The 24390-nt window shown below is 43.6% G+C and carries 23 protein-coding genes; 18 read left to right on the top strand and 5 right to left on the bottom strand.

Features of this window, described 5'->3' with window-relative positions; all coding sequences use genetic code 11:
- The first annotated feature begins 108 nt into the window (after positions 1–108).
- The 3 genes from ACFODW_RS09885 to ACFODW_RS09875 all read left to right on the top strand — a co-directional run bounded on the left by ACFODW_RS09885 (position 109) and on the right by ACFODW_RS09875 (position 2637).
- Complete coding sequence (locus tag ACFODW_RS09885; protein WP_390305864.1) at positions 109–861, top strand: prepilin peptidase; 753 nt, start codon at positions 109–111, stop codon at positions 859–861.
- Positions 862–1031: 170 nt separating this feature from the next.
- Positions 1032–1259 (top strand): hypothetical protein, encoded by a 228-nt coding sequence (locus ACFODW_RS09880; RefSeq protein ID WP_390305862.1) that lies wholly within the window; start codon positions 1032–1034, stop codon positions 1257–1259.
- A 70-nt stretch (positions 1260–1329) separates the two neighbouring features.
- Positions 1330–2637, top strand: coding sequence for a DRTGG domain-containing protein (locus ACFODW_RS09875; protein WP_390305860.1), 1308 nt, complete (start codon positions 1330–1332; stop codon positions 2635–2637).
- 106 nt (positions 2638–2743) lie between these two features.
- Here the strand turns inward: ACFODW_RS09875 and ACFODW_RS09870 are convergent, their stop codons facing one another.
- A complete protein-coding gene (locus ACFODW_RS09870; RefSeq protein ID WP_390305858.1) occupies positions 2744–3037 on the bottom strand; it encodes a YtpI family protein in 294 nt (97 codons plus the stop codon).
- 91 nt (positions 3038–3128) lie between these two features.
- Here ACFODW_RS09870 and ACFODW_RS09865 point away from each other — a divergent pair, with 91 nt between their 5' ends.
- Positions 3129–4079 carry a DHH family phosphoesterase gene (locus ACFODW_RS09865; RefSeq protein ID WP_390305856.1) on the top strand — a complete coding sequence of 317 codons (951 nt, stop codon included), beginning with the start codon at positions 3129–3131 and terminating at the stop codon, positions 4077–4079.
- 38 nt (positions 4080–4117) lie between these two features.
- Here the strand turns inward: ACFODW_RS09865 and ACFODW_RS09860 are convergent, their stop codons facing one another.
- The 3 genes from ACFODW_RS09860 to ACFODW_RS09850 all read right to left on the bottom strand — a co-directional run bounded on the left by ACFODW_RS09860 (position 4118) and on the right by ACFODW_RS09850 (position 5260).
- On the bottom strand, positions 4118–4312 hold the full coding sequence (locus ACFODW_RS09860; RefSeq protein ID WP_390305854.1) for a hypothetical protein: 195 nt from the start codon (positions 4310–4312) through the stop codon (positions 4118–4120).
- A gap of 112 nt (positions 4313–4424) precedes the next feature.
- Entirely contained in the window at positions 4425–4928 is a 504-nt protein-coding gene (gene ytrI, locus ACFODW_RS09855; RefSeq protein WP_390305852.1) for a sporulation membrane protein YtrI, read from the bottom strand.
- Positions 4928–5260 carry a YtrH family sporulation protein gene (locus tag ACFODW_RS09850; RefSeq protein ID WP_390305849.1) on the bottom strand — a complete coding sequence of 111 codons (333 nt, stop codon included), beginning with the start codon at positions 5258–5260 and terminating at the stop codon, positions 4928–4930. Before ACFODW_RS09850 ends, ytrI begins: the two co-directional genes overlap by 1 nt.
- A 144-nt stretch (positions 5261–5404) precedes the next feature.
- Between ACFODW_RS09850 and dnaE the strand changes: the two genes are divergently transcribed.
- The 8 genes from dnaE to ACFODW_RS09810 all read left to right on the top strand — a co-directional run bounded on the left by dnaE (position 5405) and on the right by ACFODW_RS09810 (position 16125).
- Positions 5405–8761, top strand: a complete 3357-nt coding sequence (dnaE, locus tag ACFODW_RS09845; RefSeq protein WP_390305847.1) for a DNA polymerase III subunit alpha — start codon at positions 5405–5407, stop codon at positions 8759–8761.
- A gap of 124 nt (positions 8762–8885) precedes the next feature.
- Positions 8886–10124 carry an NAD(P)-dependent malic enzyme gene (locus ACFODW_RS09840; RefSeq protein ID WP_390305844.1) on the top strand — a complete coding sequence of 413 codons (1239 nt, stop codon included), beginning with the start codon at positions 8886–8888 and terminating at the stop codon, positions 10122–10124.
- A gap of 26 nt (positions 10125–10150) precedes the next feature.
- The gene (locus tag ACFODW_RS09835; RefSeq protein ID WP_390305841.1) at positions 10151–10780 is read left to right on the top strand and encodes a FadR/GntR family transcriptional regulator; all 630 of its coding nucleotides are present in this window, start codon (positions 10151–10153) and stop codon (positions 10778–10780) included.
- Positions 10781–10875: 95 nt separating this feature from the next.
- Entirely contained in the window at positions 10876–11736 is an 861-nt protein-coding gene (gene accD / locus ACFODW_RS09830) for an acetyl-CoA carboxylase, carboxyltransferase subunit beta (RefSeq protein WP_390305839.1), read from the top strand.
- Positions 11733–12707 (top strand): acetyl-CoA carboxylase carboxyl transferase subunit alpha, encoded by a 975-nt coding sequence (gene accA / locus ACFODW_RS09825; protein ID WP_390305837.1) that lies wholly within the window; start codon positions 11733–11735, stop codon positions 12705–12707. The genes accD and accA overlap by 4 nt, the downstream gene beginning before the upstream one ends.
- A gap of 204 nt (positions 12708–12911) precedes the next feature.
- Entirely contained in the window at positions 12912–13871 is a 960-nt protein-coding gene (gene pfkA, locus ACFODW_RS09820) for a 6-phosphofructokinase (RefSeq protein ID WP_390305835.1), read from the top strand.
- Positions 13872–13908: 37 nt separating this feature from the next.
- The gene (gene pyk / locus ACFODW_RS09815) at positions 13909–15669 is read left to right on the top strand and encodes a pyruvate kinase (protein ID WP_390305833.1); all 1761 of its coding nucleotides are present in this window, start codon (positions 13909–13911) and stop codon (positions 15667–15669) included.
- Positions 15670–15735: 66 nt separating this feature from the next.
- A complete protein-coding gene (locus tag ACFODW_RS09810) occupies positions 15736–16125 on the top strand; it encodes an FxsA family protein (RefSeq protein ID WP_390305831.1) in 390 nt (129 codons plus the stop codon).
- Position 16126: 1 nt separating this feature from the next.
- On the opposite strand, the gene ytvI is transcribed toward ACFODW_RS09810, so the two are convergent.
- Entirely contained in the window at positions 16127–17233 is a 1107-nt protein-coding gene (gene ytvI / locus ACFODW_RS09805) for a sporulation integral membrane protein YtvI (protein ID WP_390305829.1), read from the bottom strand.
- A gap of 911 nt (positions 17234–18144) precedes the next feature.
- On the opposite strand from ytvI, the gene citZ reads away from it, so the two are divergent.
- The 6 genes from citZ (at position 18145) to pnpS (ending at position 24361) form a co-directional block, all read left to right on the top strand.
- On the top strand, positions 18145–19263 hold the full coding sequence (gene citZ / locus ACFODW_RS09800; RefSeq protein WP_390305827.1) for a citrate synthase: 1119 nt from the start codon (positions 18145–18147) through the stop codon (positions 19261–19263).
- 84 nt (positions 19264–19347) lie between these two features.
- Complete coding sequence (gene icd / locus ACFODW_RS09795) at positions 19348–20613, top strand: NADP-dependent isocitrate dehydrogenase (RefSeq protein ID WP_390305825.1); 1266 nt, start codon at positions 19348–19350, stop codon at positions 20611–20613.
- A gap of 18 nt (positions 20614–20631) precedes the next feature.
- Complete coding sequence (gene mdh, locus ACFODW_RS09790; protein ID WP_390305822.1) at positions 20632–21570, top strand: malate dehydrogenase; 939 nt, start codon at positions 20632–20634, stop codon at positions 21568–21570.
- Between the two features lie 129 nt (positions 21571–21699).
- Positions 21700–22176, top strand: a complete 477-nt coding sequence (locus ACFODW_RS09785; protein ID WP_390305820.1) for a MaoC/PaaZ C-terminal domain-containing protein — start codon at positions 21700–21702, stop codon at positions 22174–22176.
- 116 nt (positions 22177–22292) lie between these two features.
- A complete protein-coding gene (locus ACFODW_RS09780) occupies positions 22293–22988 on the top strand; it encodes a response regulator transcription factor (RefSeq protein WP_390305818.1) in 696 nt (231 codons plus the stop codon).
- Entirely contained in the window at positions 22985–24361 is a 1377-nt protein-coding gene (pnpS, locus tag ACFODW_RS09775) for a two-component system histidine kinase PnpS (protein ID WP_390305816.1), read from the top strand. Before ACFODW_RS09780 ends, pnpS begins: the two co-directional genes overlap by 4 nt.
- Positions 24362–24390 lie beyond the last annotated feature (29 nt).

The raw sequence follows: 24390 nt of genomic DNA, 5'->3' as shown, positions 1-24390 counted from the left end.
CCTAAACGTAAACCATCTCGCATGTTTTTTCCCGTACTTCCTTGCAATATGTGAGGGTCTCACTTATGAAGTATAAAAAATTTAATATTTAGAGAGGATTCACTGACAATGGAAATGGTTTATACCATAATATTCTTTCTGTTTGGATTGATTTTCGGCTCATTCTTTAATGTTGTTGGTCTGCGTCTGCCGAAAGGGATGCCATTTGCCAATGACCGGTCAGCTTGCCCGCAGTGCGGAAGCCACCTTAGTTGGTATGAGAATATCCCGCTTCTTTCATTTATACTTCAAAAAGGCAAATGTCTGCATTGCCATGAGAGAATTTCTCCCCTATATCCAATGATTGAAGTAATGACGGGCTTGTTGTTTATGACCAGTTATTTGTTGCTTGGACTTCAACTAGAGTTGGCCACACCATTATTACTGATCTCTATGCTGATGATTATTCTAGTAGCAGACTTGGTTTATATGCAAATACCGAACAAAGTACTGCTCTTTTTTCTGCCATTTACCATTCTTATAAGGATATTAGTGCCTCTGGACCCTTGGTGGTCTCCAATTCTGGGAGGTGCTCTGGGCCTACTGATTACTTCAGCCATTATTATCATCAGCCGGGGTGGGATGGGTGCGGGTGATATGAAGTTATTCGGGGTTTTAGGACTGATACTAGGGGTGGAGATGCTGATGGTTGCTTTTTTTCTTTCGTGTATGATTGGTGCGGTTATCGGTTTTATACTTCTTGCTTTTAAGGTGGTGGGACGTAGACAGCCGGTTCCTTTTGTCCCCTACATAGTAGCAGGTACACTTATTGCCTATTTTTATGGAGACGGATTGATGGAATGGTATTTTAGTTTGCTTTAACAAGTAAGTGTCATATGGAATGGGTGAATAAGGTTAGAGTAAACTTTGTTCCCGACTGTGGAAAGGTACCAGGCAGATTACTGAACCTTTCTCTTCTTTTCGCTAACCATAAGGTGTTCTGCCTGTCCCTATAGTTTCATAGACTGAAGGAGAGGAAGGAGTGAGATCTTATGTATCCATATGTTGTTTTACGGTTGCTGCTGGCAGGTTTTTTCCTTTATATGGCTTGGCCATCCATCCCATTGGCTGCCTCTTCGACAGAATTGCTGTTTTGGGGATGCTGGCTGTTTTTTTTCCTTCTCACTGTAGGGGCTAATCTGGCCGCACTTTTGCAAATGATCAGCCCTCCAGTTATGGAACAGGAGGAAGTGAGGGGAAGGCTTTCCGATAATCATTGAGTTTCGGCTTTCTCAACTGTATAATAAGTAATACACATTAAACTAATACAGTTGAAAGTTGGTGCATCTGATGGCAACCAAGCATGAACAGATCATTCAGCACATCATCTCCCTGGATATTGGGAATAAAATTTCGGTCAGGCAGATTGCCAAACAATTGAATGTCAGTGACGGTACCGCCTACCGTGCTATTAAGGAAGCGGAGAACCTGGGTATTGTGAGTACCATTGAACGTGTTGGAACCATCCGTATTGAACGGAAGAAGAAAGAGAATATCGAACGGCTCACTTTTGCGGAAGTGGTGAATATTATAGACGGACAAGTGCTTGGAGGAAGAGAAGGCCTCCACAAAACACTGAACAAATTTGTAATTGGTGCCATGGAACTGGATGCAATGCTCCGTTATACAGAAGCAGGGTCCCTGCTCATAGTGGGGAATCGTACGGAAGCCCATGAACTGGCCTTAAATGAAGGGGCGGCAGTGTTGATTACCGGAGGGTTTGATACAGAGGAGCATATAAAGAAGCTGGCTGATGAAAAGCGGCTGCCGATCATATCGTCCTCTTACGACAGTTTTACCGTTGCTGCCATGATCAACCGTGCCATTTATGACCAGCTGATCAAAAAAGAGATTGTATTTGCCGGAGATATCTTTACACCCTACGAAAAATCCTACTTTCTTTATGCAAAAGATACTGTAGGAAAATGGCATGAATTGAATAGGGAGTCCACTCATGCACGGTTTCCTGTGGTGGATGAGAAGAATAAAGTAGTAGGTGTAGTCACCGCGAAGGATATTCTTGGAAAAAGTGAGGATACCATTATCGATCGGGTGATGAGCCGGAACCCGGCAGTGGCCCAAAGGAAAACTTCCCTGGCATCTGCAGCACACACGATGGTATGGGAAGGGATCGAGCTGATGCCGGTGGTAAGCGAAACCAATGAGCTGGAGGGTATCCTGTCCAGGCAGGATGTGTTAAAGGCATTGCAGCAGATCCAAAGGCAGCCACAGATTGGGGAAACCATCGATGACACGGTTTCAAAGAATTTAACAGCCTCGGAGGCAGAAGATGGGACGTATCAAACCAGAATAGTTCCGCAGATGACAGACCAGCTTGGCAACCTGTCCAATGGCGTGTTTACCATGCTGATGACGGAGGCCAGCAGAAGAATGCTGTCCCATACCAAAAAAGCGGACATGGTTGTGGAAAATCTGAATGTGTTTTTTATTAAACCCGTTCAGATTGACAGCAATCTCATCATTAAACCTCAGATTCTAGAAGTCGGCAGAATGTTCGCCAAGATTGACGTGGAAGTATTAAATGGCCGAAAGATTGTCGGAAAGGGACTGATTATGGCCCAGTTGATCAGTCGATAGAAAAGAGCTGACTTATTCCAAGTCAGCTCTTTTCTAGTTTCAGATATGACTATTACTCTAAGAAGCGGTTAAAGCCGCGGGCGGATTCCTTAGCGAACAGGATTTGCTAAAATTGATTGAGTCTTTTCCATTCTTTCTTGTAGTGCCCGACTTCTTTCCAGCCGCGGGAAAAGTGCAGGCCGCCAAACAGAAGGAAAATAATTCCGATGAACAGGGAAATTCGTGTTTGATAAAAGACATACTGGTTTAATGCAAAAGCGATAATAAAGGCCCCAAGGCAAATTCTGGACCTTGCATTGAAATAGGCCTGTTCCAATCTGTCTTTTGTTTTTAAGATTGCTACTTTATAATAGATGTAGAGAACAATCGAAACAACGATAATTATCGGGAATATGACCATAAAATCTCTCCTAAAAAATATGTAATAGAAATATTGTACCGTTTTTTATCGTTTTAAGCTACAAAATCTGCAGAAATGAAGGAGAAATTCCATGACTATCAGACAAATTATCGACAACATTACAGACTTCGATACCATTATCATCCACCGTCACATTAGGCCGGACCCTGATGCTCTTGGTTCCCAAGGAGGGTTGAAGGAACTGATCAAGGCTACGTTTCCCGAGAAGCGGGTGTTTGCCGTCGGGGAGGAAGATCCGTCGCTGAAGTTCTTAGTTGAGATGGATGATATTCCAGATCACTTGTATGAGCATGCACTGGTGATTGCCTGCGATACTGCGAATTATCCGCGCATTGACGACCAACGCTTCAATTTGGGAAGGAAGCTGCTGAAAATCGATCATCATCCGAATTTGGACAACTATGGAGATATCAACTGGGTAAACACGGAGGCCAGTTCAACCAGTGAAATGGTTTATGAATTATACCTGCAGGGCAGGGAATATGGGTGGAAATTGAATGATCGCGCAGCAAGGCTGCTTTATGCCGGGATTGTTGGGGACACCGGGCGATTCCTGTTTCCCAATGCTACGGAGAGGACATTTTCCTATGCTGGAGATCTGGTCAATTATTCGTTTAACCGTGCGGAAATATATGATGGATTATACAGTATGGAAGAAAAGCTGATGCGGCTTAAGGGATATATACTGCAGAACAGCAAGCTCACCCCGGAAGGTACATGTATAGTTCAACTAAATAAAGACTTGCTGAAAAAGTATAATATAACTGCATCGGAGACAAGCCGGCTTGTAGGTGTGCCGGGTGATTTAAAAGGGATTCGTGCCTGGGTCTTCTTTATTGAGGAAAATGACCATATCCGCGTCCGTTTACGGTCGAAAGGGCCGATCATTAATGAGATAGCTGCCAAGTATAATGGGGGTGGACATCCAATGGCCTCCGGAGCTACGGTTTACAGCTGGGAAGAAGCAGATCATTTAGCAGAAGATCTAAAACAGGCCTGTGAGGCTTTTAACAAAAAATAAGATGCTGCCCACACCAGAAATGGTTGGGCGGCATCTTTTTAACTGCTTTTTCTATCCTGAGGGATGAACCAGCATCCATTACTGGCTTCATCACAAAGGACGTTCAGTTTTTCTCTCTTAATATCCCGTTTAATCAGTCGGATGAGTTCGTGTGTTTCTGCATAAGCATTGCGGCCTTGTTTCAACTGGGCAATTTTTTCGTCACGCAATCTGCTATGATTCATGTAGAGCATCTTCCCAACTCCCTTCATGAATTAGGGATCCCCTTCATCCCTACTATTATAATAGTACTCCAATTAACTGCCAGAAACCATATATATTTTGAAATTTCATAAATTATTCACATTAATTTGACAATTCTGCTTCAGCGGTTAACTTAATGTCTGTCGAGATGAGGAGCTTTTCAATTTTGAAGAAATAAGTAAAGCCATCTACGGTAAAGCTTTTATTTTCAATGGTGGATATAAGAAGTTCATCGCTGTTTGCGATGGCGGACAGGTCTTTCCCGACAAGGTGATTGATTTCTTCTTTAATCATTTCTTCCAATTGATGAAGGATCAGGTCATCCAATTTCAGGTCTTTTCCGTTGCTGATTTTGACTTGGATTGTTTCTACTGTCACTGGTGTCTTCGTCTTCTTATCCAATTCTTCATTGTCTTCGAGCAATGCTTCATTATGTCTTTTGACCTCCTCTAGTTCGGATTGCAATTGATAGTTCTCCTCGAGGAGCTGTTCATAGAGGGATCCGTAGATATATAAATATACCAAATAAGCCATTACAGCTCCGGTTACGGCTCCAACGATGAATCGCTGCCATGTTTTCTTACGGTGGTAGGGAGGAATGTGCATCAGGTTATATCCTCCTGGATCAACCATTCAAGCAGGACAATGGCGGTCTTAACACCGCCCATCGCTGAGACGATGAGCATGGCCTGTTTAAAGAAGTCTAGTGGTGAGCCATCAAGCAATCCTTTTTCAAAGTTTGCAATGGCATCAAATGTCCCGCCGATGGCTGCTACAATAGCCCAGATACGCAGGTTCTTTGCCAGCCGGCCGATAGAAGTCAATGGGGCATTCCCGGTCGCAAACTCCCCAATACTTCCAATGATGGAGCCCCCGATAATCACGCCGAAAGCAATAAAATAACAATGGATAAATGAAGCGAAGAAGCGTTCTTCCATATTCGTAATCACCCCTCAAGAGGCTTGTTCCTTTATTCTATGTGAGGTTGGGGAGGGTTATGTTTCGATTGGTGGTTCACTTCCATATGCAGGTTTTGCAATGGTTGGTATAATGGATGGCAGAGATTGAAAAGGCGGGATAATATGTCTTACACACATTTGCAGGTACATAGCGGCTACAGCTTGTTGGACAGTACGATAATGATCGAGGAACTGACTAAAAAAGCAGACGAGCTAGGATTTAAGGCATTGGCACTTACGGATGAACAAGTGCTGTATGGCACTATTCCTTTCTATAAGGCTTGCAGAGCACACGGAATCAAGCCTATTATCGGCATGACTGCCCAGGTACTATTGGAAGCAGATGAGGAACCGGTCCAATGTATTTTCTTAGCAAAAGATAATGTTGGGTATCGTTCACTAGTCAAGGTAAGCTCTTACATACAGCAACACTCCCTTGATTATATGGAGGCACATGCATTGCAGCCTTTAGCAGCCAACCTCATTTGTATCCTTCCATCCTCGCATGCCAAATTGGAAAGACTTCTCCAGGAAGAACTGGAGGAACCTATTCTATCCTACTTGAATGTATGGAAATCATTCGTGGGGGAAGGGGATTTCTATCTCGGTATCCAAAATCATGGATTAGAGGAGGAACAGCGGATTCTTCCACTCGTGAAAGAAGTCGCGGACAAGTATAATATTCCCGTTGCAGCTATTCAGGATGTTCGTTATTTGCAACCGAAAGACGACGTCGCCTATGATTGCCTCCAGTCTATGAAAGCTGGTAATAAATGGGGGAATAGACGTATCTCTCTAAACTCCAAAGAACGGTATTTAAAGCCAGCCGAGGAGATGGAGCAATTATTTGCAGCCTGGCCGGAAGCTATTGAAGCAACCAACTCCATAATGGAAAAATGTAATGTAGAGTTCGACTTCACTCAGAGAAGGCTTCCATCTTTTCCTGTTCCCGGAGGAAAAGAAGCCCATCTCTATTTGGAAGAACTATGCTGGGACAGGGCGAAAAGAAAGTATCCTACTATTTCCCAGGAAATCATCGATAGATTGAATTATGAACTAAATGTCATACAAACAATGGATTTCAGCGACTATTTTTTGATAGTTTCTGACTTTATTCGCTATGCCAAGGAACAGGGAATATTAGTCGGTCCAGGAAGGGGCTCAGCTGCTGGATCGCTTGTTGCCTATGTATTAGGGATAACAGATGTAGATCCACTGGAATACGATCTTCTGTTTGAAAGATTTCTGAACCCTGAACGACAGTCCATGCCCGATATAGATATTGATTTTTCTGACACTCGCAGGGATGAAGTGATTGACTATGTACGTGGAAAATATGGTGACGAGCATGTTGCCCAAATCATCACATTCGGCACATTCGCTGCCCGGTCACTGTTGCGGGAATTGTTCAAAACCATGGATATTGATCAACAGGATGCAAATTTTATCCTGAAGCAGGTACCTGTGCAGTCTGGTAAAAGTTTAGTGGAAACGGCCAAGGATTCATCCGAGCTGAAGCAATATATCAAACAATCGGATAAGCTGAAGGTTTTGTTTTCAGTGGCTGCGGTGTTGGAGGGGCTGCCCAGGCATATATCGACTCATGCAGCCGGAGTTGTAATCAGTGAACAGTCCCTGGTGGAGCATGTTCCACTAACTGCCGGCAGCAACGGAGTTAATCTGACGCAATATCCAATGAATGACCTGGAGGAACTCGGCTTATTAAAAATGGACTTCCTTGGCCTTCGGAATTTGACATTGCTTGAGAGAGTGCTTTCTTCCATTAAATATACATTGGGGGAAGACATAGAGTTGGAGGCCATTCCGGATGATGATGTGAATGCTTTTATAATGTTGCAGGAAGGTAGGACAAATGGGGTTTTCCAGTTGGAATCCCAAGGAATGAAAGGTGTGCTGCGAAGGCTGCAGCCCACTTCCTTTGAGGATATCGTTGCTGTAAATGCTTTATACAGGCCGGGACCAATGGAATTCATACCTGCATATATTTCCAGGAAGAACGGGCAGGAAGAAGTGTCCTACCCACATCCCGATTTAAAAGAAATCCTGGCAAAAACATATGGAGTATTGATATACCAGGAACAGATCATGCAAATTGCCAATAAAATTGCCGGCTTTTCTATGGGGCAGGCAGATATCCTTAGAAGAGCAGTCAGTAAGAAGCAGCGGAGTGTCATGCAGGAACAGAAGCGTGCATTTATCGATGGCTGCGTGTCAAATGGATACAGACAAGAAGTGGCCGAGGAAATCTTTGCATGGATTGTCCGTTTTTCAAACTATGGATTCAATAGGAGCCATGCCGTGGCCTATAGTAAGATTTCCTATCAGCTGGCATATTTGAAAGCCAACTATCCTGCCAATTTCTATGCTGAACTTCTAAGCGCATTTGCCAATCAACAGGATAAAGCCAATGCTTATATAAAGGAGGTAAATGAGGCTGGAATAAAGGTCCTTCCCCCTTCCATCAATAAAAGTTTTGGCAGATTCAGTGTAGAAGGAGATGCCATCCGTATCGGCTTAGTGATGATAAAAGGCATCGGTCTCCAGGTCATCCGGGAAATTATAGACAATAGAAAAGAGGGGCCGTATAAAAGTCTATTTGATTTCTGCCTGCGAGTGTCCCTGAAGACGATCACCCGCCAGGTATTGGAGACGTTGATTATGGCAGGTGCCTTTGATGAAACCTGGGCTAACAGAGCAAGCCTTTTGGCATCCATAGACCATGCCATCGAACAAGGGGAGCTGTTCAGGGAGTTTGCCGGCCAATCAAGCTTGTTCCAAGACCGGATAGCGTTGGAAGAGGACTATGTGGAGATGGAGGACTTCAGCCAAGTAAAAAAGCTCGCAGACGAAAAAGAGTTCCTTGGAATATACATCTCGAGTCATCCGTTGAAGGAATATCGGGAGAGGTTGAGGGAGAGTGGCTGCATAACCATTCGCAGTGCCGAAAAATTGGTTGACCGGCATAGACAGATAAAAGGCGCTGGAATCGTTCAGTCCCTCCGGACCATCCGTACCAAACGCGGAGAATCCATGGCTTTCTTGACGGTAGGAGATGAGACAGGAGACATGGAAGCAGTAGTTTTTCCAGAGCTGTATAGGAAGGCAGGAAAGTGGCTGGGAGAAGAGGCTGTACTCTTAATGGCAGGGAAGATCGAATCCAGGAACAATGGGATCCAATGGCTGTTGTCAGAGATTCAGCCATTTACGGAAAGTTTGCTGCAGCCGGAGACGGAACAAAGGTTATTTATTAAAGTTACGGTGCAGAGCAACCGTGAGGCATTGGAAAAAATCAAGAAGACAGCAGAGAGCCATCCAGGCAGTGTGCCTGTCATGGTTTACCATGAACAGAGGGGGCAGACATACAGACTGTCTGCTGAGTATTTTCTCCAGCCGGATTATCAATGTATCAAAGAACTCAGACAATTTTTCGGCGGTGAGAATGTTGTCATCCAAAAGTGAATGTCCTAGCTTTACAGACAATGACCATCTGTTATAATTAGGAATCATGGGTGGTCAGACCACGTGGAATTATACTAATATATCATATTGGAATCCAATCGTTGAAAAGGAGCGGTCAATAGATATGGCAAGCTTAAAAGATGAAGCGCTGCACATGCACAGGGTGAATCAAGGAAAGCTGAAAACAGAATCAAAGGTGAAGGTGACAAATGCCGAAGAGCTGAGTCTAGCATATTCACCTGGAGTCGCGGAGCCATGCAAGGAAATACATGATCGTAAAGAGACTGTATATGATTATACAATGAAGGGAAATATGGTAGCTGTAGTGAGTGACGGTTCTGCAGTGCTTGGCCTTGGCAACATAGGGCCAGAGGCTGCCCTTCCTGTAATGGAAGGAAAATCTGTCCTGTTCAAAAGTTTTGCAGGCGTTGATTCATTTCCGATCTGCCTGGATACGAACAATGTTGATGAGATTGTACAGACTGTCAAGCTGATGGAACCGACTTTCGGAGGGGTGAATTTAGAGGATATAGCAGCGCCGAACTGCTTCCTTATTGAAGAGCGCCTGAAGAAAGAGACCAATATCCCTATCTTCCATGATGACCAGCACGGCACAGCCATTGTGACGGTTGCCGGACTGATCAATGCTTTGAAACTTGTAGGGAAATCATTTTCCGACATCAAGGTTGTAGCCAATGGGGCGGGTGCTGCAGGCATCGCTATCATCAAACTGTTATATAATTTCGGTGTCCGGGAGATGATCATGTGCGATTCCAAAGGGGCTATCTTTGAAGGCCGTTCATACGGTATGAATGAGGTTAAGGATAACGTCGCCAAATTTACTAATACAGCAAAGAAGGAAGGCAGCCTGGAAGACATGCTGGAGGGCGCTGATGTATTTATAGGTGTATCCGTTGGAGGAGCACTCAGTAAAGACATGGTTGAGAAAATGAGTGATGATGCCATCATATTTGCCATGGCAAACCCAGATCCAGAAATCATGCCGGAAGAAGCAAAGGAAGCTGGAGCCAAGGTGATTGGCACTGGCCGTTCCGATTTTCCGAACCAGGTGAATAATGTGCTTGCATTCCCGGGTATTTTCCGTGGGGCGCTCGATGTACGCGCAACTAGAATCAATGAACGGATGAAGGTCGCCGCTGCCCATGCAATTGCCTCCCTGATTGCGGAAGAAGACCTTCATGAGGACTACGTCATACCTGCGCCATTTGATGAACGGGTTGCACCGATTGTTGCCTCGGAAGTTGCAAAAGCTGCGATGGAGTCAGGAGTTGCCAGAATCTCCGCTGACCCTGAAGAGATTGCTGAGAAAACCAGGAAGTTAACACGCATTGATGAAGATTAATGTGTAAGAGGGAGTGAGCTCCGACAGTGACCATTTCGCCGAAACAGAAGGTATATCAAGGCGTCTTGCAGGAAATTCGCAGACTGATAGAAACAAATGCCCTAAAACCCGGAGACAAGCTGCCATCAGAGCGCCAGCTGTCGGAAACGTTGGAGGCTGGAAGGTCTTCTGTACGGGAGGCCTTGCGGGCGATGGAACTTCTCGGCCTTATTGAGACGAGGTACGGGGAGGGTACATATCTAAGTACATACCGCCCATTTCAGACAGTTGAAATATTATCTTCTTTCATCTTGCAGGAGTCCGATACCAAAAATGATTTGCTTGTAGCGAAGAAAATTTTGGAAAAAGAAGCGGCGAAGCTTGCATTCAGCCATATAACAATGGATGAGATAAAGGCCCTTGCAGGGATTATCGAAGATGTCGGAAGGCCTCCGCAAGAGAAGCATGCAGCTTTCTTTGAATATCTTTTCCGTCAAGTGGATAATATGCTGTTGGCGAAGGTCTGGAGGCTGATGGAGGAATTCGCAGGCACCATTGGTGAATTCTACTTTGAGGACACTTTCTATAAGGAACTGGCCCAATTGTATGCCGAAGGAGAATATAAGGCAATAGAGGTTCTATGTGAGCAACAGGCTAAATCATATGTTCGGGAATAAAATGGTTGTTGGGCTGCATTTTACACCGTTTTGATATGATAAACAGTATAATAGATGAATACAATGTACCCAGTGAGGAGAAAGGGGGCAACAACTTGCTTAAGGATTTTTTTGGCAAGAAAAGAAAATATGCATCCATGCCAAGCGAGCAGGCTAAAACGGATGTCCCGCCAGGCTTAATGCAAAAATGTGAGGGATGCCATAAAATATTCTACCGTAAAGAAATGAAAAAGAACTTGAATGTGTGTCCTAATTGCGGTTTTCATCATCAACTGACTGCTTGGGAACGGATTGGCACCTTATTTGATGAAGGAACGGTTGAAGAGTGGGATCAACACTTGACGTCGACCAATCCGTTGAATTTTCCGGAATACGAAGAGAAACTGGAAAAAGATAGAAAGAAGACCGGGCTGAATGAAGGTGTTGTTACCGGAAAAGGCTCTATTGATGGACAAGCAACTGCTTTTGCCATCATGGACGCTAGTTTTCGGATGGGAAGCATGGGCTCAGCGATTGGGGAGAAAATTGCCCGGGCCATTGAAAATGCAAGAAAGCAGTCTCTTCCTTTTATCATTTTTACTGCTTCGGGTGGAGCGAGGATGCAAGAGGGAGTATTAAGCCTCATGCAAATGTCCAAAACATCTGTAGCCATCCAGCGATTTTCGGATTCGGGAGGACTAATGATTTCCATTATGACCCATCCTACAACAGGAGGTGTTTCAGCCAGTTTCGCTTCTCTTGGTGATTATAACTTTGCTGAACCAGGCGCATTGATTGGCTTTGCCGGCAGAAGGATTATAGAACAGACGATCCGAGAAAAGCTTCCCGATGATTTTCAAACAGCAGAATTTCTACTGAAACACGGACAGCTGGATCAGGTGGTGCCCCGGCATGAGATGAAAAGTCTATTGAAGACGTTGTTGGCAATTCATGAGAAAAGCGGGGTGAAATCATGAAGCAAATACTCGATTTTGAAAAACCAATTGTTAATCTTAAAGAAAAGATAACTGAGTTAAAAAAGTTCACTAATGAAAGTGACATTGACCTTAGCGAGGAAATAACTACTTTAGAAAAGCGGCTACAGGTATTGGAAGATGATATCTATGGTAATTTACAGCCGTGGAACCGGGTACAGCTGGCGAGACACCAGGAACGTCCGACGACCCTGGATTATGTAGAACGTTTGTTTACTGATTTCATAGAATTTCATGGGGACCGTTATTATGGAGATGATGAAGCAATTGTTGCCGGTGTGGCGTTCTATAAAGATATTCCGGTAACCATCGTTGGCCATCAGCGGGGGAAAGACACAAAGGAAAATATCAGGCGCAACTTCGGCATGCCTCACCCGGAAGGCTACCGGAAAGCTTTAAGGCATATGAAACAGGCGGAGAAGTTCGGCCGTCCGATTATTTGTTTTATTGATACAAAAGGTGCTTATCCTGGTAAAGCTGCTGAAGAGCGAGGGCAGAGCGAGGCGATAGCCCGTAATCTGATGGAAATGGCCGGTCTGACTGTTCCGGTAATCTGCATCGTAATAGGTGAAGGAGGGAGCGGCGGAGCACTGGCCCTCGGAGTCGGGGATCAAATACATATGCTGGAGAACTCCACGTACTCTGTCATTTCTCCGGAGGGTGCAGCAGCGCTACTCTGGAAAGATTCCGGACAGGCTCAACGTGCTGCCGAGTCCATGAAAATTACCTCTTATGATCTGAAAGAGCTGGGTGTCATCGACCGGATCATTCCTGAGCCGAAGGGCGGAGCACATCGTGATGTGGAAATGCAAGCAGAATATATGGACCAGGTCATTGGGCAATCCATCCAGACCCTTTCTGCCCTTGAGGAAGAGGAATTGCTTGAAAAAAGATGGGAAAAATATAAGAAAATCGGTGATTACCAGGTATACGAGGAGTCGGTAAAATCCTAAGGAGCTGAGTCTATCAGCCCTTTTCTTTTGGCCGTATGCCTTGTGTCCATGCCCTGCTTCTGTATGCTCCTGTTTCATAAAAGGGAATTGTGGAAAAATAACAGATAGGCAAGCAATTATTTGCTATTTTTACCTGTAAATATTATCTTGGTATAGTGAGATGTATACAGGTACGAATTTTTTGGACATGAGGTGACACTTTACATGAAAAAAATAGGTATTTTAACCAGTGGCGGCGATGCCCCTGGCATGAATGCTGCAATCCGTGCAGTAGTCAGAAAGGCGATCTATCATAATGTAGAGGTATTCGGCATTATGAACGGCTACCAAGGGCTCATCGAAGGAAATATAGAGCGAATGGATGTAGGTTCTGTCGGTGACATTATCCAACGTGGCGGAACCGTACTGCTTACTTCCCGCAGTGAAGAGTTTAAATCGGATGAAGGGCAGCAGAAAGCCATTGACCAGTTAAATAAATTTGGAATAGAAGGATTAATTGTTATTGGCGGCGACGGCAGCTTCCGGGGGGCTCAGAAGCTTACGGAGAAAGGTTACCCATGTATTGGTATACCGGGAACCATTGACAATGATATACCGGGAACCGACTTTACCATTGGATTTGACACTGCCCTGAATACTGTGATTGAAGCAGTCGACAGAATCCGAGACACGGCCACTTCCCATGAAAGGACGACGGTAATTGAAGTAATGGGAAGAGATGCTGGGGACATTGCATTGTGGGCCGGTCTATCCGGTGGAGCGGAAAGTATTCTGATCCCTGAGGAGAAAGAGGATTTCCAAGATATCATCGACAGGATTAATCGAGGGAAAGAGCGTGGCAAAAAGCATAGTATCATCATTGTGGCTGAAGGGGTCGGAAGCGGTTTTGAATATGGTGAACGTATACAGGAAGCGACCGGCCTGGAGACACGGGTATCTGTACTAGGTTATATTCAGCGTGGTGGAACCCCTACAGCAGCCGACCGTGTACTGGCCAGCCGTCTTGGAGGTTATGCGGTAGAAATGCTGTTGGATGGAAAGGCAGGAAGAATGGTCGGTATACAGAGTAACAGGCTGACGGATCATGATATCAATGACATCCTTACAGAGAAACATATAGTTGACTTGAAAATGTACAACTTGTCAAAAGAATTATCTATATAGCAAACATCAGAGAGCACTTTAAGGAGGAACAATAACATTGAGGAACACTAAAATAGTTTGTACAATCGGCCCTGCATCCGAATCAATTGAAAAGCTGGAACAATTGATTGATGCGGGTATGAACGTAGCACGTCTAAACTTTTCCCACGGGGATTTTGAAGAGCATGGAGCAAGAATCAAAAATATCCGCGAGGCGGCAGAGAGAAAAGGAAAAACAGTTGCTATTCTGCTCGACACAAAAGGCCCTGAAATCCGTACGGGAAATTTTAAGGATGGACAGGCACAAATCCTCCAAGGGACAGAAGTTTATGTAAGTATGAAAGAAGTGGAAGGTACCAAGGAGCGATTCTCTATTACGTACAGCGGGCTGATCGATGATGTGCATGAAGGTTCAGTCATTCTGCTGGATGATGGCTTAATCGAGTTGGAAGTCATTGAAGTGGATAAAGAGAATCAGGAACTAAAGACACTGGCTAAGAATTCCGGCCTCATTAAAAATAAAAAAGGTGTCAATGTGCCGAATGTTTCAGTAAACCTTCCCGGCATAACTGAAAAGGATGCCGAGGATATCAAGTTTGGTATTGAGCAAGGTGTTGATTTCATAGCGGCCTCATTTGTCCGCCGCCCATCTGATATAATGGAAATCCAAGCGCTTTTGGAAGATCATGAAGCAACTCATATTAACATCATCCCGAAAATTGAAAACCAAGAAGGTGTCGATAACATTGATTCCATCTTGGAAGTTAGTAACGGCCTTATGGTTGCTCGAGGAGACTTGGGTGTTGAGATTCCGGCTGAAGATGTACCGTTGGTTCAGAAGCAATTGATCAAAAAGTGCAATACTGTTGGCAAGCCTGTCATTACGGCAACCCAGATGCTTGATTCTATGCAGAGGAACCCTCGTCCGACAAGAGCAGAAGCATCAGATGTCGCCAACGCAATCTTTGATGGTACTGACGCTATTATGCTTTCCGGAGAGACTGCAGCCGGGGATTATCCAGTTGAGTCTGTAAAAACTATGAGCAGTATTGCTCTTAAAGCCGAATCGGCTATTGATCATAAGACATTGCTTGATGAGCGTTCAAAGTCTGTTGATATGACAATTACCGATGCGATCAGCCAGTCGGTTACTCATACCGCGATGAATTTAAATGTAAGTGCGATTATAACGCCTACGGAGAGTGGGCATACAGCACGTATGATTTCTAAATACCGTCCGCATGTGCCGATTGTTGCAGTCACTTATTCCGCAACAGTAAATCGTCAGTTGTCTCTTGTGTGGGGAGTTCACTCCATACAGGGCGAGAGAGCTAGCTCTACAGATGAAATGCTGGATGTAGCGATTGACAGGGGACTGACTACTGGATTATTCGACCGCGGAAGCAGTGTCATCATTACAGCTGGTGTTCCGGTCGGTGAGAGCGGTACGACCAATATTATGAAAGTGCACGTAATCGGCGACGTGATTGCCAAAGGGCAAGGAATTGGAAGAAACACTGTTTATGGGAAGGCTGTAGTTGCGAAAACAGCCGATGAAGCCATCAATAATATCCAAGAAGGCGATATACTGATCACTTATGGAACGGAAAGAGATATGATGCCAGCCTTGGAAAAAGCTGGAGGTATTATCACTGAGGAAGCTGGGCTTACTTCCCATGCGGCTGTAGTTGGTCTTAGTCTTGGAATTCCCGTTATTGTCGGTGTCAAGGATGTCTTTAATCTGATCAAAGATGGACAGGACCTCACTGTTGACGGAACAAAAGGCGATATATACAAAGGCCATACAAGCGTATTATAGTGATTGTTTAAAAAGAAGGGGCTTGCCCCTTCTTTTTTGGCATCCTAGGAGAAAGGAGGGAGAAACATGCGTTTCTTAATTATACTTCTACTCCTCACTTCCGCAATGGAAATAGGAGTATTTTTATGGATAGGCGGCCTTATTGGCCCCTGGTGGGTTGTTCTTTTAATTATCCTGACGGGGATACTGGGCATGGCGCTTGCCAAAAAGCAAGGGGCAGACACATGGAACAGAGCCCAAATGGCATTGAATAGCGGGCAGGCACCAACTGAATATTTAATTGATGGAATTTGTATCTTCACAGGCGCAATTTTTTTGCTGACCCCTGGATTTATAACAGATATCTTCGGCTTTCTGCTTGTCCTTCCATTCACCAGAGGTTTGTTCCGCAACCGTATAAGAAATTATCTTCGCACTAGGATTGGAAAGGGTACGATTATCTATCGTAAATGGTAATTTATCCTTTGATGAAAGACCATAACTTATGAGTGATTCCAGCCTGGTGTACGGCGCTGGCGATCAATAATGCAAGAGGGGCTATGAGTACGCCGGCTGCTCCCCATAATTTGATTCCTGCAAAGAGTGCAATTAAAGCGGCCAAAGGATTCAGCCCAATACTTCCGGAAAGCACCTTTGGTTCTATGACCTGCCGTACTATAATAATCAACATATATAGCATGCAAAGGCCCACAGTCAATGAATGTTCTCCCGTTAAAAATAGGTAAAAAATCCATGGCAGGAAGATAACTCCAGTGCCAATATATGGAAGCAAATCAAGTGCGACAGCAATTAGCGAGATGGTAAGAAAATGCTTTACCTGCAAAATGGCCAACCCTGTAAAAACAATCAGAAAAGTGGTCAGCATTAAGATTAACTGTGCTCTGACATATCCTGTCAGAGCTTTTTTCAAGTGCCATATAACTTCATTGGTATTATGATGCAGACGGCTAGGGAGATGGTTTGTCATAAATGTTTTGATTCTCTGCCAGTCGTTGGAAAGAAAGAAAGTTGCAAGTACAGTGAATAAAAATGTAGTTATGGAGTTGGGCAGGAGTGCAAGAATAGCAGGCACTTCCAGGAAAACCCCTTTCAGCAAGGCAGTTCCTGTATCGGCCAGCTGTGTAGTATACTGTTCAATGTTTTCAGTAATTGCCGCCTGGTAGGAAGGATCCAATCTATGAAATAAGGATATTAAATTGTTGTATAAAGGCAAAATGACAGTATGAATAAATTTCTCCAACCAGCTGATAAAAGCCTGATAGGCATCTGGAATGTTTTCAGCCAAATAGGACGTTCCCTGAAGGATTTCAGCAATCACCAGAATAACTATACCGATGACGATGGAGAACAGGAAAAGAAGGATAATTAGGACAGCCAGAGGCCGGGGGAATTTCAGCCGGTCCTCCAATAATGTTACAGCAGGATTAATGGCATAAGAAAATAGAATGGCCAAAAAGAATGGAAGTAAGGGCATAAATAAGTACTTAAATAACACAAATGAAAAAATGATACATAGAAGTATAAAGGCTGCTCTGATATAAGGATAAATAAGTTGCTTGTACATTTTTCTACCCCATTTTAAGAAAAGGTTCTTTATCTATTTTATATGTCTGTCAGCAGCCATCTAGAAGTGAAGAGGCAGTGTTTTGTTGCCGAGTGCATCATCCAATATGGTGGTTAGCAGCAGGGAAGTTCTATGGGTCTTTTTGTTGAAATTCAACGAAATTTCAGGTAGTGTCAGAGCTATCTGGTAGGCAATTTTATACGAGAAGAGGGAAAGGAACATGTTTTTAGTGGGGACAGTCAGAAGCAGCATGACCAGGTAATTTATTCTGTAATACTTTTTATCTGACACCCGGCATAAAGACCTGGAAGCCTATAAATCGACTGTTAAATAGATAGTAGAAAAGGAATGTATATATGCTATTTTCCTGACACTGCATGAGGAAATAGAAATCTACAGGGAACTAGGCATAAATTGAGACTGAGGCTGAAATCTCCACCTATATTACCGAGAGCGGATTTATTAACCTGCAGTTCACTGAAATAGAGGATGGCTGCAATTTGTTAGGTATAAATGCCCGGTTTGGAGGCAGTCATGTAATGAGTCTAGGGTCGGGGGGGGGGGGGAACTTCCTTATTTATTTCTGCAATATAACCATTTGGGGGAGCATCCGAGGTAGAGCCTAAATGGAATACAAGATTGTCCGCTATAAGAACATTTCTTTATTGATGAATGAGGCTTCTGGGAAGTCTCATTTTTTAGAGAAAACCTATTTTGTTCCAGATTAAAGTAAAATAATAGACTATTACATAAAATTTATTCCTAAAAATTAAACGGTTTCAATTCACATTACATTCATAATACTTTATAATTGGTAGTGGGGATGACAATGTTTCTTGAATATTGTCTAAAAAGTTCTTATACATTCTACGAAATGAAAGAACAATTCATAGAGAAGGAGTGGGTTTTATATGACAGCAACGACCAAAGGGCTTGAAGGGGTAGTAGCAACTCAATCATCAATCAGCTCTATAGTAGATGACCAGTTGACTTATTCCGGTTATAAAATTGATGATCTCGCAAATAATTCAAGTTTCGAAGAAGTAATCTATCTGTTATGGAACCAAAAGCTTCCAACAAAATCAGAATTGGAACAGCTTAAAAAAGATCTTGCTGCCAATATGGATTTGCCTGATGCAGTCGTGGAGCATTTGCGTTCGTATGACTTGTCTACCGTATCTCCAATGGCGGCATTGCGTACGGCAGTTTCCCTGCTTGGTTTGTATGATGAAGAGGCTGATGTAATGGAAACGGAAGCGAATAAGCGCAAGGCTGTTCGGATCCAAGCAAAGATCTCCTCTGTGGTTACTGCCTTTGCGCGTATCCGTCAAGGAAAGGAGATTGTCAAGCCGAAAAAGGACCTGAGCTATGCAGAAAATTTCCTTTATATGCTTAATGGAAAAGAACCTGAAGATATTGAGGTAGAAGCTATCAACAAAGCACTCGTATTGCATGCCGATCATGAGCTCAACGCCTCTACTTTTACAGCCAGGGTATGTGTGGCTACACTATCCGACATTTATTCAGGTATCACCTCTGCGATCGGAGCCTTAAAGGGACCGCTGCACGGTGGAGCAAATGAGCAGGTCATGGCTATGCTGACCGAAATTGGCGAGGAAGACAACGCTATTCCTTATATTAAGGAAAAAATCAACAAGAAAGAGAAAATCATGGGTATGGGTCACCGTGTCTATAAAAATGGAGATCCGCGTGCCAAGTTTCTAAAAGAAATGTCGAGGGAATTAACGGAGCTTACCGGTCAATCCAAGTGGTATAACATGTCTGTGGAGATAGAAGATTACATCAAGGAAAATAAAGGGCTTCCTGCTAACGTTGATTTCTATTCGGCATCGGTCTATCACAGTCTTGGAATCGACCACGATCTCTTTACACCAATTTTTGCAGTGAGCCGTACCTCAGGATGGCTTGCCCATATTCTCGAGCAGTATGAAAATAACCGTCTGATCCGTCCGCGCGCGGAATATGTCGGGCCAGCTACACAGCAGTATGTACCGCTTGAAAATCGGTGATCGGATAGAATTCAGTATATTTAACCTAAACAGAACAATTATGGTAGAATGAATATTAAATGAGAGAAACAGGAGGTATTTGTTATGGGAGAAAAAATCACAGTAGAAAATGGAAATATGAACGTACCAAACAATCCGGTTATTCCTTTTATAGAAGGGGATGGAACAGGTCCTGATATTTGGGCTGCCGCCAGCCGTGTTATAGAAAGTGCGGTGGAAAAAGCTTATAACGGAGAAAAGAAAATTGAATGGACGGAAGTACTGGCCGGCCAGAAAGCATATGATAAGACTGGTGAGTGGCTCCCACAAGAGACACTGGATAAAATCAATGAATATAAGATCGCCATCAAAGGGCCATTGACTACACCAATCGGCGGAGGAATCCGTTCCCTGAACGTAGCATTGCGCCAGAAGCTGGATCTTTTCACATGCCTGCGTCCTGTCCGTTATTTCGATGGAGTGCCGTCTCCGGTTAAGCGTCCAGAAGATGTAAACATGGTAATTTTCCGTGAAAATACGGAAGATATCTATGCAGGTATTGAGTGGCAGAAAGGTTCAGATGAAGTAAAGAAGGTTATTGAATTCCTTCAAAAAGAGATGGATGTTTCAAATATCCGCTTCCCAGAAACCTCCGGTATAGGTGTAAAGCCAGTATCTGAAGAGGGTACAAAACGTATTGTAAGGGCCAGCATTAATTATGCTCTGAATGAGGGGCGTAAGAGTGTTACTTTAGTACATAAGGGTAACATCATGAAATTTACGGAAGGTGCTTTTAAGAACTGGGGATATGAGGTTGCCGAAGAAGAATTCGGTGACAAGGTGTTCACATGGGCGGAGTATGACCGTATTGTTGAAAAAGATGGCAAAGATGCAGCAAATAAAGCACAGGATGAGGCATTGGCAGAAGGGAAGATTCTTGTCAAAGACGCTATTGCAGATATCTTCCTCCAACAGGTCCTCACTCGACCTAAGGAATTTGATGTAGTTGCAACCATGAATCTGAATGGGGACTATATCTCTGACGCCCTTGCTGCACAGGTGGGCGGCATCGGTATTGCACCGGGAGCGAATATCAATTATGATACCGGCCACGCAATTTTTGAAGCGACACACGGAACTGCTCCAAAGTACGCAGGGTTGGATAAAGTTAATCCATCTTCTGTAATTCTCTCTGGTGTGGAGATGCTGGAGCACCTTGGATGGAAAGAAGCATCTGCGCTGATCACTAAGTCCATGGACAAAACGATTGCTTCAAAAGTTGTAACCTATGATTTTGCCAGGTTGATGGAAGGTGCAAAAGAAGTTAAATGTTCCGAGTTCGGCGATGAATTAATTAAGAATATGGACTAATGGCATAGGGGGGAAACAATGGGTATTAAAAGAAGGAAGATTTCCGTCATCGGTTCTGGTTTCACAGGTGCTACCACTGCACTTATGCTTGCACAGAAAGAACTGGGAGATGTAGTGCTGGTGGATATTCCTGATATGGAAGACCCGACAAAAGGAAAGGCCTTGGATATGGCAGAGGCTGCACCTGTTCAAGGTTTTGACGCTGCTGTCCAAGGAACTTCCGATTATGAGGATACTCAAGGTTCCGATCTGGTCATCATCACTGCTGGGATTGCTCGAAAGCCGGGGATGAGCCGTGATGATTTGGTCAACACTAATGCAAAAATCATGAAAACAGTAACTAAAGATATTGTTAAGTATTCGCCAGACACGACAATCGTGGTGCTGACGAATCCAGTTGATGCCATGACCTATACAGTTTATAAAGAATCAGGCCTGCCTAAAGAAAGAGTTATTGGCCAATCCGGTGTGCTGGATACAGCGCGATTCAGAGCCTTCGTCGCAGAGGAGCTGAACCTGTCTGTAAAGGACATTACTGGGTTTGTTCTGGGCGGCCATGGGGACGATATGGTCCCTATGATCCGGTATTCCTATGCAGGTGGAATCCCGTTGGAGAAATTGATTTCCAAAGAGCGACTGGATGAAATTGTAGCCCGTACACGTACCGGAGGCGGTGAAATTGTCAATCTCTTGGGTAATGGAAGTGCCTATTATGCCCCTGCGGCATCCTTGACTGTTATGGCTGAAGCTATTCTGAAGGATCAGCGCCGTGTGATACCTTCCATTGCGTATTTGGAAGGCGAGTACGGATACTCTGATATCTACCTGGGTGTACCTACTATCCTTGGTGGAAATGGTATTGAGGAAATCATTGAGCTGGATCTTACAGCTGAAGAGAAATCTCAATTGGACAAGTCGGCAGATTCCGTAAAGAATGTGCTTAGAATATTGGATTAAGCTATTGGACTCGAAACCCCTTGCAGCAATTATGTTGCAAGGGGTTTCCTTTATACATTTTTCCGTTATCACTATAGTATGATATACTAATGATAGAAAGCGCTTGCAAAATCTTTGGAGGTGGTTTGGATGATCGACAGAAAGAGAAAGCTCGGTAAGCAAATAGACGAATTGCGAATAGGAGATTCTTTTACGGCAATCAAAAGAGTGGGAGACAGGGATCTGCTCCTATATCTAGGATTGACGAATGATTCGAATCCTTTGTATATACAACATGATTATGCATCACAAACACCATACGAAAAACCGATTGTTCCTTCTGTCATGCTATTTGGAATGGTGTCTTCCCTCATTTCCATGCATCTTCCTGGACCGGGGAGCCACATCACCCAGCATGAAATGGCTTTTCCACATCCTGTCTTCCATGAGACAGAAGTTAAATTCCTGTTGGAGGTTATTGCAATAGACAAGGAAGAAAACCGGGCGGCGTTATCGGTAGTCGGCTATAATGAAAAAGGGGATACTGTCATACAGGGGAAATTATATGTTACTCCTGCCTATCGCCCCAAATCTCTAACCGCCAGTTCATTGGAGAATTTCTTCTAATACAGGCAGAAATGTAAAATTTCTTTTACAAACCTTCCTGAATATTCACATACTGCCTGTTTCGTTGTAAGATAGGACTGTAAACTACATATGGTATTACAGAAATGGGGAATTAGATGAAGAAACATATTCTTATTGTAGATGATGAAGTTTCTATTGTAACACTGCTGAAATTCAACATTGAAAAGGCTGGATTTATGACAGATACAGCCTATGATGGTTTGGATGCAGTCAGGAAAGCAGAACAAAATGATTATGATCTCATCATCTTGGACCTCATGCTGCCTGAAATCGACGGAATGGAAGTATGCAAGAAATTAAGGAACAATCGGATAGATACTCCGATTTTAATGCTGACAGCCAAAAATGATGAATTTGATAAGGTTCTGGGGCTGGAGTTGGGGGCGGATGATTATTTGACCAAACCGTTCAGCCCTAAAGAAGTGATTGCCAGAATCAAAGCCATTCTCAGAAGAACAGAGGGTGGAAGTAGGCATCGTTACGATTCTATCCGTATTGGCAATTTGGTGATTTATCCAGAACGGTATGAGGCTGAGATGGATGGCAGATTGATAACATTCACTCGGAAGGAATTTGAATTATTATATTATCTTGCCAATCACAAAGGAAAGGTGATTTCACGGGATCAGCTGCTAAGTGGCATATGGGACTATGATTTTGTAGGAGATACAAGGATTGTTGATGTACATATCAGCCATTTACGTGAAAAAATCGAACCTTCTACCAAAAAGCCGTCATATATTATAACTGTAAGAGGCCTTGGTTATAAGCTGGAAGATCCTGTGTCATGAAGGAAATATTTACAAGGGCTCTCTTTCCGTACATATTTGGAATTATCATCACTTTAATTCTTAGCGGTTTTATACTCGTTCAACTCAACGAGAATGATATATTAATAATTTCTGTAATGACAGGTGCATTGATCACATTGCTTCTAATGTTGCTGCATTTTCAGGAACGGTTCATTAAGCCGATTAGGAAAGTAACACGTGTATTGGAGGAGATAGCCCAAGGAAACTATCGAGCTAGGGTACATTTGAATACTTCAGCGGAAGTAGCTGATCTAAGCAACAGAGTCAACCAGCTTGCAAGGTATATGCGTGAAATTTCCATCCAGGAAAAGATGCGATCAGAACAGTTAGCTTCGGTAATTGACAATACGGAGAGTGGCCTGGTATTGATCGATGAAAAGGGCTATATCCATTTGGTCAACAGTAAATTCCTCACCATTTTTGGCAAAAATGAGAAGGATTATAATGGATATCTTTACCATGAAGTCATCGAGAATGAAATTATTCACCAGACCGTCCATGATACTTTTCTCTATGAGAAAAACGTCAAAGAAGAATTCAGTTATTATAACGGGCTTGATAAGAATTACCTGGAAGTTCTTGGGGTTCCTATTTTTAGTTCTCGAAATAGGCTTAAAGGAGCGGTGCTCGTCCTATATGATATTACGGAACTGAAAAAACTGGAAGGAATGCGAAAAGACTTTGTTGCTAATGTCTCCCATGAATTAAAAACACCGATCACATCGATAAAAGGATTTGCTGAGACACTTTTGGATGGAGGAGCGGATGATCCTCAGGTGAGAGAGGAATTTTTGCGGATCATTTATAATGAAAGTGACCGCCTCCAATTGTTGATCGATGATTTGTTGCGGTTATCCAAGTTGGAGAAGGAAGGGTTTCCGCTGATTATCACCTATGTGGATCTCCATTCCATGGTTGAGGATATTCTGCCTGCAATGCGGCATAAGGCTAGTGATAAGCAGCTTGAATTTTCAGTAGAGATGGAAGAAGGCCTCCACATCGAGGCAGATGAGAAAAAAGTGAAACAGGTACTTATAAATCTGTTGGATAATGCCTTCAACTATACTCCGGAGCAAGGGAAGGTGTCTCTTTCTATAAGTTCAGAGGAAGGTTACATCCATATGGAAGTAAGAGACACAGGGATTGGTATTGACAAAGAGTCATTGCCGAGGATATTTGAGCGATTCTACCGTATAGACAAGGCTAGAAGCAGGAATACAGGGGGAACAGGATTGGGCCTTGCTATTGTCAAACATATTGTGGAAGTCCATGAAGGAATCATCAATATTGAAAGTGAATTGAATAAAGGTACAGCCATCCACGTGTACCTTCCAAAAAAAGTAAAGAAATAGACATCTCCACGGCTGGGAGATGTCTTTTC

Origin of the sequence: Virgibacillus sediminis (assembly GCF_042643265.1) — a bacterium.
Taxonomy (GTDB): Bacteria; Bacillota; Bacilli; order Bacillales; family Amphibacillaceae; genus Virgibacillus_O; species Virgibacillus_O sediminis.
This window is presented reverse-complemented; position numbering and strand designations above follow the sequence as displayed.

Bases quoted from the DNA above. Each gene is read 5' to 3' on its own strand.
- pnpS (WP_390305816.1), top strand. From the start codon at position 22,985: ATGAAGGAAATATTTACAAGGGCTCTCTTTCCGTACATATTTGGAATT.
- ACFODW_RS09850 (WP_390305849.1), bottom strand. From the start codon at position 5,260: ATGGAAGAACGCTTCTTCGCTTCATTTATCCATTGTTATTTTATTGCT.
- ACFODW_RS09785 (WP_390305820.1), top strand. From the start codon at position 21,700: ATGATCGACAGAAAGAGAAAGCTCGGTAAGCAAATAGACGAATTGCGA.
- ytrI (WP_390305852.1), bottom strand. From the start codon at position 4,928: ATGCACATTCCTCCCTACCACCGTAAGAAAACATGGCAGCGATTCATC.
- ACFODW_RS09840 (WP_390305844.1), top strand. From the start codon at position 8,886: ATGGCAAGCTTAAAAGATGAAGCGCTGCACATGCACAGGGTGAATCAA.
- citZ (WP_390305827.1), top strand. From the start codon at position 18,145: ATGACAGCAACGACCAAAGGGCTTGAAGGGGTAGTAGCAACTCAATCA.
- ACFODW_RS09865 (WP_390305856.1), top strand. From the start codon at position 3,129: ATGACTATCAGACAAATTATCGACAACATTACAGACTTCGATACCATT.
- ACFODW_RS09810 (WP_390305831.1), top strand. From the start codon at position 15,736: ATGCGTTTCTTAATTATACTTCTACTCCTCACTTCCGCAATGGAAATA.
- ACFODW_RS09880 (WP_390305862.1), top strand. From the start codon at position 1,032: ATGTATCCATATGTTGTTTTACGGTTGCTGCTGGCAGGTTTTTTCCTT.
- accA (WP_390305837.1), top strand. From the start codon at position 11,733: ATGAAGCAAATACTCGATTTTGAAAAACCAATTGTTAATCTTAAAGAA.
- icd (WP_390305825.1), top strand. From the start codon at position 19,348: ATGGGAGAAAAAATCACAGTAGAAAATGGAAATATGAACGTACCAAAC.
- ACFODW_RS09780 (WP_390305818.1), top strand. From the start codon at position 22,293: ATGAAGAAACATATTCTTATTGTAGATGATGAAGTTTCTATTGTAACA.
- dnaE (WP_390305847.1), top strand. From the start codon at position 5,405: ATGTCTTACACACATTTGCAGGTACATAGCGGCTACAGCTTGTTGGAC.
- ytvI (WP_390305829.1), bottom strand. From the start codon at position 17,233: ATGTACAAGCAACTTATTTATCCTTATATCAGAGCAGCCTTTATACTT.
- mdh (WP_390305822.1), top strand. From the start codon at position 20,632: ATGGGTATTAAAAGAAGGAAGATTTCCGTCATCGGTTCTGGTTTCACA.
- pfkA (WP_390305835.1), top strand. From the start codon at position 12,912: ATGAAAAAAATAGGTATTTTAACCAGTGGCGGCGATGCCCCTGGCATG.
- ACFODW_RS09875 (WP_390305860.1), top strand. From the start codon at position 1,330: ATGGCAACCAAGCATGAACAGATCATTCAGCACATCATCTCCCTGGAT.
- ACFODW_RS09885 (WP_390305864.1), top strand. From the start codon at position 109: ATGGAAATGGTTTATACCATAATATTCTTTCTGTTTGGATTGATTTTC.
- ACFODW_RS09870 (WP_390305858.1), bottom strand. From the start codon at position 3,037: ATGGTCATATTCCCGATAATTATCGTTGTTTCGATTGTTCTCTACATC.
- ACFODW_RS09860 (WP_390305854.1), bottom strand. From the start codon at position 4,312: ATGCTCTACATGAATCATAGCAGATTGCGTGACGAAAAAATTGCCCAG.